We start from the raw sequence: 13765 nt of genomic DNA, 5'->3' as shown, positions 1-13765 counted from the left end.
AAGAATTTTGGAGGTTGTTTTGTTTCAAAGAACGTCATTAGCAATAATCGTTGCGCTTGCCTGCGGCTCAGTCTACTCGGTCAGCTCAGCTACTACTCATCTCACTGAGTTAGACGACAATAAAGTACTCAGTAACGCACTAGCGAAAAAGAAGATATATGCTAAACCAGCCTATCTTAATTCAGCTAAATTTACCTTTGCCGAAGGTAATAGAAACCTTCCGCAGACTTATATCATTCATTTAAATGATGCGCCTGTTGCTCTGTATGAGGGCGGTACCGAAGGATTGATGTCAACATCACCACGCGGCGGCAAGCTCAATGTTAAATCCCCTGCGGTAGCTTCCTATCGAGACTATGTAGGCTCTAAACAAAAGAGTTTTATCAAAAGCGCACAACAAATCGTACCCGGCTTTAAAGCTATCCATACATACAGCTTAGCCTTTAATGGAATGGCGGCCAAGCTCAGTCAGAATGATGCAGCAAAAATTGCTGAGCTTCCTTATGTATTGAAAGTTGAACCTGATACACGCTATAAATTAGATACTGATACTGGCCCAGAATTAATTGGCGCTCCACGAGTTTGGAGTGGTCAAGCATTATCAAGTGGCGTCGGTAACTACGGAGAAGGCGTTGTTGTTGGTATTATTGATTCGGGCATTAACACTGATCACGCGTCTTTTGCTGACATAGCGGGCGATGGCTTTGATCATACCAACCCTTTAGGCGCTGGCAATTATCTTGGCGACTGCGCAGGAGAATTTGCAGCGTTATGTAATGATAAACTGATTGGCGTGTACAGCTACGACGTTATTACAAGTACCTATACTGATACCGAAGTATTCCCTGCTGACCTCCCTCAAAACGGTGAAGACTACGGAGGCCATGGTACTCACGTGGCAGGTACCGCTATTGGCAATATTTTACTTAATGTTGCAGAGTCATTGCCCGAGTTTGACGCTGAGGAAAGTAGTGGCATAGAAACAGGTTTCACTTTTCCGCGTATTTCTGGTGTTGCTCCGCGTGCAAATGTAATCAGTTATCAAGTGTGTTGGGGGGGGCGTTCGGATGCTGGCGATACTTACGGCGATTGCACAGGTTCAGCTATAAATGCAGCAATTGAAGATGCCATACAAGATCAAGTCGACGTAATAAATTACTCAATCAGTGGTGGCGGCCAACCATGGAACAGTTCAACCGAATTAGCCTTTCTAGCAGCACGCAATGCTGGTATTTTTGTTGCTACATCGGCTGGAAATAGTGGTCCTGGTGCAGCGACTACCTCAAAGCATGCACCTTGGTATACCGCAGTTGCTGCAGCTGAGCATGGCAGATTTATTAGTTTCGACAAAAGTATTGGCAGTTTCACTGGTGGCGATTCATCTCTAGCAGACATCGACGGTGTGAGTAACAGCGGTACGATCACAGCACCTATTGTGTACGCTGGCGATTATACTAATCCTAACGATCCAGATAATGACTCAGCTCAGTGTTTAGAGCCCTTCCCCGCAGGTACCTTCAGCGGTGAGATTGTAGTCTGTGACCGCGGCTCGATTGCTCGTATTCAAAAAGCCGTAAACGTTCGCGACGGCGGTGCTGGCGGTTATGTTTTAGCCAACCTAACGGGTAGCCAAGCAACCAACATTGTTGGCGATAGCTATGTCATCCCGGGAATACATATCAACGCTAGCAATGGTGATGCACTTAAAGCTTGGTTAGCGACTGGTGCTGACCATCGAGCAACTATTACTGCGTCTTCGGGCGAACTCTCCGTTGACCAAAATCGTGTAGATGTACTTGCAGGCTTTTCTTCGAAAGGACCTAACAGCAGTATTTCGACATTATCACCTACAATTGGTGGGCCTGGTGTGGGCATTTATGCCGCATATGCGGATCAACAATTCGGCCACGATGGTCATGAACCCTCTGCTGGTGATTTTAATTACTTATCTGGCACATCAATGTCAAGCCCACATATTGCTGGTGCAGCTGCATTGGTAAAAGCTGTGCATCCTACTTGGACACCGGATAACATTCGTTCGGCACTTGCTATGACAGCCTCTCGAACAGTTAAAAAAGAAGATGGTAGCACAAGTGCTGATTGGTTTGATTCTGGCTCAGGTAGAGTACAAGTAGACTTAGCGGTTGAAACTGGCCTAGTAATGAGTGAAACGGCGAGTAACTATACCAACGCTAACCCAGAGTTAGAGGGTGAGCCACGTTCATTAAACTTACCTAGTATTACTGACAATAACTGCGTTCAATCTTGTTCATGGGAAAGAACCTTTACTGCAGTTAAAGATGGAACTTGGGCTGTTAGTAGCGAAGTTATTACAAGTGGTTTAGAGCTAAGCATAAGCCCAAGTAGCTTTAGTCTGAACGCTGGTGAAAGTCAGACCATATTGGTTAGTATTGATGCAAGTGCAGTAACAAACTCTGACTGGCACTTCGCAGCAGTCAACTTAACGGCAAACGGGCAACCGGACCTGCACTTACCAGTTTCCGTTCTTCCGTTTGCGGGTAACATTCCGGCCGACTTAACCCTGAATGCAAGACGTTCTGCTGATTCTTTGTTGTTGGAAGACTTTGATGTACTCACGCAAACTGACTTTTCAGCGACCACTTTCGGCTTTGCCAAAGCAACCGAGGTTAACGCCGAAATAGAGCAAGACTCAACGCCCAACGATTTGTTTGATGATCTCAGTGATGGTATCGACCTTTACGAGATAACAAGTACAGCAGAAACACTACAAATAGTAGCGAATGTTGCTGATAGTTCTGCGGATGATATTGACTTGTTCATGGCTTTTGATGCTAACAATAACGGTGAATTAGAAGAATCTGAGATCATACTACAGAGCACGACTTTTGGTGCCATCGAGACGGTTGACTTAAGAGAGCCTTCGGTTGGGCGTTACTGGTTAGTTGTACAAAGCTATACAAGCTCAAGTCCTGGCGCTACTGATAGCTATCAGCTCTATTATAGTGCGGTAACGAACAGTGATAGCGACATTTCGTTAACTGCAGATGTGCCATCGGCAGTCAGCTCCGGTTCCGCTTTCGACATGAGAATGAATTGGGACCTTGGCGCAGCGTCAGCAGATGACCGTTTCTATGGTGTCGTTGGCTTTGGCTCGGCCGAGAGGCCTTCTGGCGTTCAGACTACATTCGTGCGCGTAGACCGAAAAGAAAATGACGTTCAACTTAGTGCTGAATCGTCTTCCATCGTCTTAGGCGAAGCATCGTCTTTCAACATTTCTGTATTAGCAACAGATTCACCCGAGAGTAGAAATTACGATATTACCTTACCAATTCCTGATGGTTTCAGTTTGGTGAGTAGCTCAGTGTCAAACGGCGGTGCAATTAGCGATTCAAACGTGAGTTGGAGTGTAACTCGCGACCCTAGTTCAAATATAGACGAAGTGTTAAGTTTCGACTTAATTCCTGAATCTGATTTGACAGGAAACGCTTTTGTATTTTCTGTCACGTCGGATGTAACTAATATCGATGCTGCACAAGAAGAGCTTTCTGAATTGAGCTCTCCGCTACTGTTGGATGTTCCCCCGACGATACTGATCAACGGAGAAGAAAGTGTAACTGTTGAGATATTCGAAACCCTTAGCGGTGTTTTAACGGCGAATGCTGAAGATGCAAATGGTGACGAAGTGAGCGTAACATGGCAGCAAATAAGTGGCCCAGATATATCTATCTCTGACTCTACAGCAGCCGAAATTACGTACACTGTCCCTAATGTAGAGTCGCAAACAAGTGCTGTCCTACAAGCAACAGTGACAGACGCTACAGGCAATACTGACACAGCAACAGCGACAATCGTGATTAACAACAATGATGCACCTACCATCACTGTCAATGCACCAAGTACGGTTGTTGGTGGGAGTACATTCACGGTAAGTGTTAGCACATCTGACCCAGAAAACGACGATGTAATCGTCACCATTGACGGAGTTGAGCGCAATTCTGTCACTCGTTCTGCACCGGCCGGGCCTACTAGCTTTACGATGCAGGTCGTTGCAAACGATGGCATTAACTCTGTGTCTCAGAGTGTCACTATTAGTGTAACAGCTGCCCCTTCATCAGGGGGAAGCACGGGTAGCGACAGTTCATCAGATAGCAGTGGTGGTGGCGGCTCAAGCAACTGGTTATTGCTCGCGCTATTACCTCTTATCTATTGGAGACGTAATAACAAGTAAATGATGCGTTAAGCATAGTACGAAAGGCTGCAAACTTTTTCTTGAGTTCGCGGCCTTTTTTTTGCAAGCGACTAATATTTCACTAGTTTTATAACTAATATGATACATTTACGAGCATGTAAATTCAGTCAATGGTAATAGCAGCACGTGAGCAGTGAAGCCCTAACAACTCCGAGACGGCAAAAAATAAGCAAAAATGCCTTTATTAGCGAAATGAAAATTTTGCTCACACTTGCCTGGCCATTGCTCATAGCACAAGTTACCCAGACCCTTATGGGTGTATCTGACACCATCATGGCCGGTCGATATAGTTATACTGATATGGCAGCTGTCGCCATTGGCTTTAGCATCACTATGCCTATTTTAATGTTCATACAAGGTATTAGCCTTGGCCTATCGCCTATTATCTCAAGGCTACAGGGCAGTAAGCGACACGGTGATGTTGCCAACGCCCTTCATCAGTGTTTGTGGCTTTCATTGATCATAAGCTTCTTGGTCTTACTAGCGCTCCCATTTGTTCCGTGGTTTTTTAATCAAATTGAAATGGCTGACGACCTAAGAACAATTACCATTGAGTACACTCATTATGTCTTGTTGGCAGCTCCTGGCTTTGCAATTTATCAAAGCCTTCGCAATTGCTGTGAGGGATTATCAAGCACCCGCCCAACAATGGTGATCATGTTCGCTGGATTGTTGGTGAACATCCCAGCCAATTATATATTGATTAATGGTTTATTTGGTGCTCCTGAGCTGGGCGGGGTTGGATGCGGTATTGCCACTATGATTGTTATTTACGTGATGGCAATAGCCACCTTTGTTTATGTAATTACAGCTGAAAAGCTTAAAGGCTATAAACTGTTTGCAAGTTTTCATGCCCCCGAAACTAAAAAGCTCTACTCTCAATTAAAGATCGGTTTACCTATTGCCTTCACAATCGTTTTTGAAGTGACTCTTTTCGGTGTGGTTGCGCTGCTTCTGGCGCGCTTTGGCGCGGATGTTGTGGCGGCGCATCAGATCGCCTTAAACTTTTCGTCATTAATGTTTATGCTACCTATGAGTATAGGCATAGCAGTGGCCATTAGAATTGGTTATGCAATTGGTGAAGAAGATGCTTTAAAAGCAAAAATTGCGGTCTACTGTGGGCTCTTTTGTTCGATTATTATCGCTTTATTTACTGCTACATTAACGGTTTTATTCAGTGAGCAGATTGCGAGCCTTTATACCGAGAATAGCGAGGTTATCAACTTAGCTTCTGCGCTTCTTTTTCTTGCTGCTATATTTCAATTCAGTGATGGAATACAAGTCGTGTCGGCGAATGCCCTACGCGGCTATAAAGATACCTTAGCCATGTTTCTCATAAGTTTTGTATCATATTGGCTCATTGGTCTAAGCGTTGGTCTGGTGCTCGGCCTAAGTGATTTACTCGTGCCCATTATGCAAGCCCAAGGGTTTTGGATAGGGTTTATATCTGGCTTAAGCTGTGCGGCAGTATTAATGTTTTGGCGCGTGCATATTATACAGAAGCGTGTTGCGCTCGATGTTAACGCATACGCATAATCGTAAAGCTTATTTTTGCTGGCTCGTTATTACAAAACAGTTTATTGAACAACTGTTTTGCTTGACCCCTCTAGTGCTTTGTTCATTACTTTCATTTCTTCTGCGCTTAAATGCCTGTATGCGCCAGGCTTAAGGCCTTTCAAATCAATATGCATGATGCGTTTGCGAGTCAGCCGAGTAACTGCAAAGCCAAAATATTCACACATTCTTCTAATTTGCCTATTTAGGCCTTGGGTAAGAATAATATCAAAACCAAACTTCCCTGCTCGTCTTACTTCACAAGGTTTCGTAACCGTATCCAAAATCGGCACACCATTAGACATTCCTTGAATGAAGCTATCGGTAACGAGCTTGTCAACAATCACCCGATAGTGCTTTTCATGAGCGTTTTCAGCTCGCAGTATTTTATTTACGATATCTCCATCTGAGGTTAGCAAAATAAGGCCCTCAGAAGGTTTATCTAAACGTCCTATTGGGAATATTCTCTGCTTGTAGGAAATAGCATCAATAATGTTTCCCTGCACTTTTCGCTCTGTCGTACATGTAATACCGACCGGTTTGTTATAGGCGATGTACACGCGATCGCTTTTGTCTTCGGCAACAGCGTTGATCAGCTTGCCGTCAACGGTGACTTTGTCTTCAGGACCGATTTTAGTGCCTAACTCTGGGCTATTTCCGTTTACTTTTACTCGCTTGCTTTCTATAAGCTTGTCGGCTTCGCGGCGTGAGCAATGCCCTGTATCGCTTATGTACTTATTTAAACGCTTATACATCTCACCCTCAATGAATAGTCGAAAGAACGTCTATTTGTGGGCGCAATGATACTATGAAGTTGTTACTTCGCAAGGTCAAAACGCGATTTATTATCCTTCATATACTAGGACTTTTTCAGTAGGCGTTTTATACCATCCGTTAGCCCTTCGATAGTTAGTGGATACATTCGTTCTTTCATTAGCTCTAACATAATTTGAAGCGAAGCATGGTAATGCCAATACTCCTTTGGTTGAGGGTTTAACCAAATAGCGTGATCAAAGTGATTTAATAACCTCTCCATCCAAACCGCGCCAGGTTCTTCGTTCCAGTGTTCAACGCTGCCACCAGGATAAGTAATTTCATAAGGTCCCATGGTAGCGTCACCAACAAAAATTATTTTGTAATCGCTACCAAATTTATGGATGATTTGATAAATATCGATGCTTTGTTGTCCACGTCGTTTATTGTCTTTCCACACGCCTTCGTACACACAATTATGAAAGTAGAAAAACTCGATATGTTTAAATTCGGTGTGTACTGCTGAAAATAATTCTTCGCACTGTTTAATATGCGCATCCATCGAGCCACCCACGTCGAAAAACAACAGTAGCTTTATCGCATTGTGACGCTCGGGAGCCATTTTTAAATCGAGATAGCCCGCATTTTTTGCAGTCGAAGTAATTGTGTCGTTTACATCCAGTTCTTCACTTGCGCCTGTTCTCGCAAATTTGCGTAAGCGCCGCAAAGCAACCTTAATGTTACGTGTGCCGATTTCTACGTCACTTGATAAGTTCTTAAATTCGCGCTTATCCCAAACTTTGACGGCTGAAAAATTTCTATTACCCTTTTGTCCTATTCGAACGCCCTCTGGATTATAACCGTTCGCGCCAAAGGGTGACGTTCCCCCTGTGCCTATCCACTTGTTACCACCCTGATGTCGTTTTTCTTGCTCTTTCAACCTTTCTTGCAATGTTTCCATGAGCTTGTCTAGCCCGCCCATTGCTTCTATTTTTTTCTTTTCGTCGTCACTGAGGAACTTTTCCATTTCAGCGCGAAGCCAATCCTCAGGAATATCCTTATCAAAAAGATCAATTTGTTGTACGCCTTTGAAGTAATCAGCAAAGGCTCGATCAAATTTATCGTATTGATTCTCATCTTTAACCATGACAGTTCTCGACAAGAAATAAAATTCTTCAACGTCGGCATAGACAATCTCCTTATCCAAGCAACGTATTAGGTCAAGCCACTCCGTAATGCTGGTTTTAAGCTTGTATTTACGCAGCGTAAAAAAGAACTCAATTAACATTATCGTCTTGCCATAAACATTAGTTTTTCGAAAAGATGTATATCTTGCTCATTTTTCAACAAGGCCCCATATAGCGGTGGTAGCGCATTTTTTGCATCTTTATCGTGTAGCACTTGTGCTGGAATGTCATCTGCTACCAATAATTTCAGCCAGTCAATTAGCTCTGAGGTTGATGGTTTTTTCTTAATTCCGCTAACATCACGTATTTGAAAGAAAGAGCTTAAGGCTTTTTCAAGTAAATCTTTTTTGATACTCGGGAAATGGACATCAACGATTTGTTTCATCTCATCGGCATCAGGGAACTGGATATAATGGAAAAAACAGCGGCGAAGGAAGGCATCAGGCAATTCTTTTTCGTTGTTTGACGTAATGATCACAATTGGTCTTTGTTTGGCAACCACTCTCTCTTGCGTTTCGTAAACAAAAAACTCCATTTTGTCGAGTTCCAATAACAGATCATTAGGAAACTCAATGTCGGCTTTATCAATTTCATCAATTAACAAGACGGGTCTTTTTTCAGCAGTGAAAGCCTGCCAAAGCTTTCCCTTTACTATATAGTTACTGATATCGTGTACGCGGTCATCACCAAGTTGTGAATCACGTAAACGACTGACTGCATCATATTCATAAAGGCCTTGCTGTGCCTTAGTTGTCGATTTTATATGCCATTGCAATAGGTCAGTATCCAGCGCTTTCGCTAGCTCCTCAGCTAACATTGTTTTTCCGGTGCCAGGTTCCCCTTTTATTAACAAAGGCTTTTCTAGGGTAATAGCTGCATTTACGGCCAGTTGAAGTTCTTTGCTAGCAATATAATCTTTAGTTCCGGTAAAGCCCATGGTAGTCCTCAGTAAATAAAATAAATAAACAAAGCGTTAATTTAAAAATAACATATAGCAAAAAAGCACTTTGTTTTTTTGAAATTGTGCATACTCTTATAATGTAAAAGTTTTACGACCAACAGAACAGTAAAGATTAATAATAGCGATGCGTAACTCTGGGTGATAGTTGCAAAAAAAGATTGTAAACAAGCACATCCACAGCCAAGCGTAACTCGCATTCACCCTGGAAAGGACTAAACATGAAAGCATTTGACGACAATTCACTCGCTATCGGCCGCACGCCACTAGTGAAATTAAACAGAGTTACTGGCGGTAATGTATACGCTAAAATAGAGTCTCGCAATCCTAGCTTTAGTATTAAATGCCGCATTGGTGCCAACATGATTTGGGATGCGGAAAAGAAAGGCTTGCTCACTGAAGGCAAAGAACTCATCGAAGCAACTAGTGGTAACACAGGCATCGCATTAGCCTTCGTTGCTGCCTCGCGCGGATACAAACTAACATTAACCATGCCAAGTAGTATGAGCTTAGAGCGTCGTAAATTACTTAAAGCACTTGGCGCTAATCTCGTCCTCACTGAGGCGCCAAAAGGCATGAAGGGAGCCGTCGCAAAAGTCCAAGAAATCATGGATGCAAACCCTGGTAAGTTTGTTGCGTTGCAACAATTTGACAACCCTGCAAATCCAGAAATCCACGAAAAGACAACGGGTCCTGAGATTTGGGATGACACCGAAGGAACTGTGGATGCATTTATTGCAGGCGTCGGCACGGGCGGCACAATCACAGGCGTTACGCGTTACATCAAAAACACCAAAGGAAAAGCAATTACTGCGGTCGCGGTCGAACCTACCGACAGCCCAGTAATTACACAAGCGAAAGCCGGACAAGAACTCACTCCTGGCCCACACAAAATACAAGGTATAGGAGCTGGCTTTATTCCTGGGAATCTCGATATCGATCTAATTGATGAGGTCGAGCAAGTGTCAAACGAAGACTGTATGGAAATGGCGCAACGCCTTATGAAAGAAGAAGGTATCTTGGCTGGTATTTCTTCAGGTGCGGCCGTAGTCGCTGCAAAGCGTTTCGCTGAACGCCCTGAAAACAAAGATAAAGTTGTTGTCGTGCTTCTTGCTAGCGGCACCGAACGTTACTTAAGTAGTCCAATGTTTGCTGGCCAATTCTCAGACCTAGAAGAAGTGCAGTAAGCCGAAAACGCGCATTACTTTTATAAATGTGATATTAATTAGGGGGCTTTTGTAAAGCCCCCTAATTTTTTGCCGTTATATAAATAGTTTATTAAAAAAAGTCGTGAATTTATGAAAGTATGTATTAGAGTTATTTTGTTGTGTTGCCTAGCGTTAACAGTTGTTGCCTGTAGTAAACCTGCAAAAGAAATCAAAGCAGGCCGTTACGGTATGATGAGTGACGAAACTCCACAATACGCTGCATTGGTTTTTATCATGGCTATTTACGAAGAAGAAAGCTTAGACGAAGCTTTAAAGTATGCATCGCCAAAGCTATCTCGACTTATGAAGTCCTATCATACCAATAGTGGGGTACAACGACATTTGTTAAATCTGCGTTTAGATGAAATGGTTGTAGAGCCTGTCTCGGGAGGTTTTCAAGGCATTACCGAGTTTAAGAAAGAAGCTAGCGTTGACGTGAAGATATCCGGCACCTACAACAACAAGCGAATTATCGATTTAAAAACCATTTCAATGGTCAAAATCAGTGGCGACTGGAAGATCACTGGTATTAAAAACACAATCCCTTGATCAAGCCTGCTGTTTGCAGCCTTGTTGCATCTACAGTCGCCACTTAGAGCCGACAATAAGCACGTTATTTGCCGACTGCTACACCTTCCCGTCGGGGGTCAGCACCACCAATAAGCTTGCCATCAACTAACTGAATACCATGTAAACCGCTGTTCAAATCTAACAGCCTGACATTATGGCCTCTTTCTTCCAGTGATTTTTGTAAACTCTCTAAGTCAGTGCCTTTTTCGAGCGCTGTATAATCATTTCTATTGGTGATGCGAGGGCTATTGATTGCTTCCTGAATGTCCATATCAAAATCAACAACATTGATAATAGTTTGTGCAACGTAATTAATAATTCTGCTGCCTCCAGGAGAGCCAATTATGAGCTCCAAATTTCCCTTCTCGTCAAATAGCATCGTCGGAGACATTGAGCTTCTAGGACGCTTATTCGCCTCCACTCGATTGAGTGCTTGCGTGCCGCCATTTGATGGCGCCAATGAAAAATCAGTGAGCTGATTATTAAGTAGAAAGCCTTCTACCATGATCCCCGAACCAAACATGAATTCGATGCTTGTTGTCATCGACACTGCGTTACCTTTCTTATCGACGATAGAAAAATGGCTTGTACTGGGCAATTCCGGGCTACGATCCTTACCTACACTCACGTTCATATAGGGCTTTCCTGCCTCTGCTTTCCCAAACGGCAGTTTCAACCCCACCTTTTCGGCTCGTTGATTTAGATAGCTTGAATTGATGAGAGAAACTGCAGGTAAGTTAGTGAAATCTGTGTCCGCAATATATTGATTCCTGTCGGCAAATGCTAAGGCGCTACTTTGTGTAAACAAATGCACAAATTCTTCACTCTGTGGCCCGTATTTATTTAATTCAAACTGTTCAAGCGCTTTTAAAATTTGATAAACTGAAATTCCACCAGAGCTAGGTGGTGCCATCCCGCAAATTTTCTTCCCTCGGTAATCCCCACAGATAGGTTCACGCTTTTTTGCTTCATAGTTGGCTAAGTCATCAGCGGTCATGAATCCCGAATTTATCGTTGCTAATCTTGTCGCTTCAGCAATTTTAGTAGCCAACTCACCTTTATAAAAATAGTCACTACCTTTATGTGCAATCTGTAAGAAGGTATTTGCAAGAATATTATTTTGAAGGTTTTTCCCAGCACTCAGAGGTTTACCGTTAGGCTTAAAGTAATTTTGTGACGTCACAAAATTATTGAGGCCTGGGTGAATATCTAACTTTAATAAACGTTCCAAACGAGGCGACACAGTAAAACCTTGACGAGAAGTATTGATAGCATCTTCAAATAAATCTCTCCAAGCCAACTCACCAAACTCCTTGTGAGCCATTTCTAAGGCTTTCAGTACGCCGGGAACACCTACAGCTTTACCACCAACTACGGCATCGAGCCAACGCATGGGTTTTCCGTCTTCGATAAATATGTAAGGTGTAGCAGACTGTGGTGCAGTTTCTCGACCATCAAAAGTGTGGAGCTTTTTGTTTTCATTATCCCAATACAATATAAAGGCACCGCCACCAATGCCTGACGATTGTGGTTCAACAAGTGTCAACATCGCCTGAATGGCGACAGCTGCGTCAATTGCCGAGCCTCCTTTTTCGATAATATTCTTTCCAGCCCACGAAGCATAGGGATTGGCAGTCACAACCATATAATCTTTCGATACAAAAGCTTGTTTCTCAGTCTTTCCCGTGTCTGCCTCTGGCTCGCGATCTTCTCTAACTTGGGCATAGGAAAATGAAGATAGCGCCAAAGATATAGCAGTTGCAGCTAAAAGTGTTCTCATTTTCTACTCTATTTATAAATATTGGTGTTTACGGCTCGTTTTTCTAGGAAAGCAGCGAAGGCCTCTTTTGCTGGCTCACTTGTCATGGCCTTCGCAAACACGTTAAGTTCTGTGACAATGTGCTCTTCAACGAGCTTGTGATCATGCTTTAATAACGCCTTAGTCTGCTCAAGTGCCTTTTTCGGCTTAGCAACTAGTTTAGCAATTGTTGCTTGTACCAAGGCGTCAAGCTCATCTGCATTAACCACACTAGAAACTATAGCACAATCAAGTGCCGTTTTTGCGTCAAATGTTTCACCTAGCATTAACAGTTCTGCCGCTTTTAAGTTACCTGCGATGCGAGGAAGGATATAGCTTGAGGCATATTCAGGCACTAAACCTAAATTGATAAATGGCATCGCAAATTTGGCGTTTTCATCGCAATAAACAAAATCGCAATGCAGTAGCAAAGTCGTCCCGATACCGATTGCCAAGCCCTGCACTTGCGCAACCACAGGTACTTTGCATTGAGAGAGCGCGAGCATGAATCGGTGTGACTCATTCACATCTTTGTTGTCACTATTGGCGACGAAGTCAGCGATATCGTTACCGGCTGTAAAACAATTATTCGTACCTTTTATTAGTACTGCTCGATCATCAAAGTCCTCGACTGACTCTAGAGCTTCAGCCATAGCTCTATACATGCTAACCACAAGGGCGTTTTTCTTTTCAGGTCGCTTTATTTCTAAAACCAAGCAATGATTAAGGCGTGTTATCTCTATCATGATGTTCTCTTATTCGAAGATCCTTTCTAATAACTTACCAGAATTAGAGGCATTTTTATTCTTTTCTGATGATAAGATAGTATTAATCTAGTGAATAAGTGCAATGATAACTAAACACCATAACTAATGATAATGAACCTGCCCACTCGCCCTAATCAAATACTTGGCCCATTAATAGTTTGCATCGTCAGTATAACGGCCTTCTTTTTTGAACCCCTAAGCTCTGAATATTTCGCATTAGAGCGATCTTGGCTCTCGTCGGGACACTATTATCAGATATTAACTGGTCATTTCTTACACACCAATACTACTCATCTTTTATTTAACCTCTTCGGTGTTGTCTTGTTATGGCTTCTGCACGGTGACGATTATCGAGCCGCATCCTATTTGGCTAAGTTTTCGCTTATTTGTTTGTCGCTTTCCTTATTGTTGTACTTTTTTTCCCCAGATATCGAATGGTATGTTGGTTTATCAGGAGCAATTCACGGCGTTTTTGCTTGGGGTTGTATCCAAGATATCGAAAACAAAATGAAGACCGGCTGGTTATTGTTGTTAGGTTTGTTGATCAAAGTCCTTAGTGAACAAACTTATGGGGCGGGCACGTTAATGCAAGAGCTAATTGAGGCTAATGTCGCTGTCGATAGCCACATGTTTGGCTCTATATTAGGCATCATAGTGGGCATATGTAGCGTTTTCTTGCACCGCAATAAAGTGTCACGAACACCTGCAAGCAAGATTTAAGGCTAATAATTCACAAGCA

10 protein-coding genes are annotated in these 13765 nt (G+C 43.0%); 5 read left to right on the top strand and 5 right to left on the bottom strand.

Features of this window, described 5'->3' with window-relative positions:
• Nucleotides 1–19: 19 nt before the first annotated feature.
• Nucleotides 20–4210 (top strand): S8 family serine peptidase, encoded by a 4191-nt coding sequence (locus ISG33_RS05090; RefSeq protein ID WP_195732431.1) that lies wholly within the window; start codon nucleotides 20–22, stop codon nucleotides 4208–4210.
• 213 nt (nucleotides 4211–4423) lie between these two features.
• Nucleotides 4424–5767: an MATE family efflux transporter gene (locus ISG33_RS05085; RefSeq protein ID WP_195732430.1), complete on the top strand. Its 1344-nt coding sequence runs from the start codon at nucleotides 4424–4426 to the stop codon at nucleotides 5765–5767.
• Between the two features lie 41 nt (nucleotides 5768–5808).
• On the opposite strand, the gene ISG33_RS05080 is transcribed toward ISG33_RS05085, so the two are convergent.
• The 3 genes from ISG33_RS05080 to ISG33_RS05070 form a co-directional block, all read right to left on the bottom strand.
• Nucleotides 5809–6540, bottom strand: a complete 732-nt coding sequence (locus ISG33_RS05080; RefSeq protein ID WP_195732429.1) for a pseudouridine synthase — start codon at nucleotides 6538–6540, stop codon at nucleotides 5809–5811.
• A gap of 104 nt (nucleotides 6541–6644) precedes the next feature.
• A complete protein-coding gene (locus ISG33_RS05075; RefSeq protein WP_195732428.1) occupies nucleotides 6645–7826 on the bottom strand; it encodes a vWA domain-containing protein in 1182 nt (393 codons plus the stop codon).
• Nucleotides 7826–8662 carry an AAA family ATPase gene (locus tag ISG33_RS05070; RefSeq protein ID WP_195732427.1) on the bottom strand — a complete coding sequence of 279 codons (837 nt, stop codon included), beginning with the start codon at nucleotides 8660–8662 and terminating at the stop codon, nucleotides 7826–7828. The genes ISG33_RS05075 and ISG33_RS05070 overlap by 1 nt, the downstream gene beginning before the upstream one ends.
• Before the next feature lie 242 nt (nucleotides 8663–8904).
• Between ISG33_RS05070 and cysK the strand changes: the two genes are divergently transcribed.
• Together cysK and ISG33_RS05060 are read left to right on the top strand one after the other, a co-directional pair.
• Nucleotides 8905–9870, top strand: a complete 966-nt coding sequence (gene cysK / locus ISG33_RS05065) for a cysteine synthase A (RefSeq protein ID WP_195732426.1) — start codon at nucleotides 8905–8907, stop codon at nucleotides 9868–9870.
• A gap of 111 nt (nucleotides 9871–9981) precedes the next feature.
• On the top strand, nucleotides 9982–10440 hold the full coding sequence (locus ISG33_RS05060) for a hypothetical protein (protein WP_195732425.1): 459 nt from the start codon (nucleotides 9982–9984) through the stop codon (nucleotides 10438–10440).
• A gap of 64 nt (nucleotides 10441–10504) precedes the next feature.
• Here ISG33_RS05060 and ggt read toward each other — a convergent pair whose 3' ends face one another.
• Nucleotides 10505–12241 carry a gamma-glutamyltransferase gene (gene ggt / locus ISG33_RS05055; protein WP_195732424.1) on the bottom strand — a complete coding sequence of 579 codons (1737 nt, stop codon included), beginning with the start codon at nucleotides 12239–12241 and terminating at the stop codon, nucleotides 10505–10507.
• Nucleotides 12242–12249: 8 nt separating this feature from the next.
• On the bottom strand, nucleotides 12250–13005 hold the full coding sequence (locus tag ISG33_RS05050; protein WP_195732423.1) for an enoyl-CoA hydratase-related protein: 756 nt from the start codon (nucleotides 13003–13005) through the stop codon (nucleotides 12250–12252).
• Nucleotides 13006–13131: 126 nt separating this feature from the next.
• Between ISG33_RS05050 and rrtA the strand changes: the two genes are divergently transcribed.
• Nucleotides 13132–13746, top strand: a complete 615-nt coding sequence (gene rrtA / locus ISG33_RS05045) for a rhombosortase (RefSeq protein ID WP_195732422.1) — start codon at nucleotides 13132–13134, stop codon at nucleotides 13744–13746.
• Nucleotides 13747–13765: the final 19 nt, after the last annotated feature.

This window comes from Marinibium conchae (assembly GCF_015595035.1).
Classification (GTDB): Bacteria; Pseudomonadota; Gammaproteobacteria; order Enterobacterales; family Alteromonadaceae; genus Glaciecola.
Note: the sequence above shows the minus strand (reverse complement) of the source record. Positions and strands in the feature narration are given on the sequence as shown.

Bases quoted from the DNA above. Each gene is read 5' to 3' on its own strand.
- ISG33_RS05085 (WP_195732430.1), top strand. From the start codon at position 4,424: ATGAAAATTTTGCTCACACTTGCCTGGCCATTGCTCATAGCACAAGTT.
- ISG33_RS05050 (WP_195732423.1), bottom strand. From the start codon at position 13,005: ATGATAGAGATAACACGCCTTAATCATTGCTTGGTTTTAGAAATAAAG.
- rrtA (WP_195732422.1), top strand. From the start codon at position 13,132: ATGATAATGAACCTGCCCACTCGCCCTAATCAAATACTTGGCCCATTA.
- ISG33_RS05070 (WP_195732427.1), bottom strand. From the start codon at position 8,662: ATGGGCTTTACCGGAACTAAAGATTATATTGCTAGCAAAGAACTTCAA.
- ggt (WP_195732424.1), bottom strand. From the start codon at position 12,241: ATGAGAACACTTTTAGCTGCAACTGCTATATCTTTGGCGCTATCTTCA.
- ISG33_RS05080 (WP_195732429.1), bottom strand. From the start codon at position 6,540: ATGTATAAGCGTTTAAATAAGTACATAAGCGATACAGGGCATTGCTCA.
- ISG33_RS05075 (WP_195732428.1), bottom strand. From the start codon at position 7,826: ATGTTAATTGAGTTCTTTTTTACGCTGCGTAAATACAAGCTTAAAACC.
- ISG33_RS05060 (WP_195732425.1), top strand. From the start codon at position 9,982: ATGAAAGTATGTATTAGAGTTATTTTGTTGTGTTGCCTAGCGTTAACA.
- cysK (WP_195732426.1), top strand. From the start codon at position 8,905: ATGAAAGCATTTGACGACAATTCACTCGCTATCGGCCGCACGCCACTA.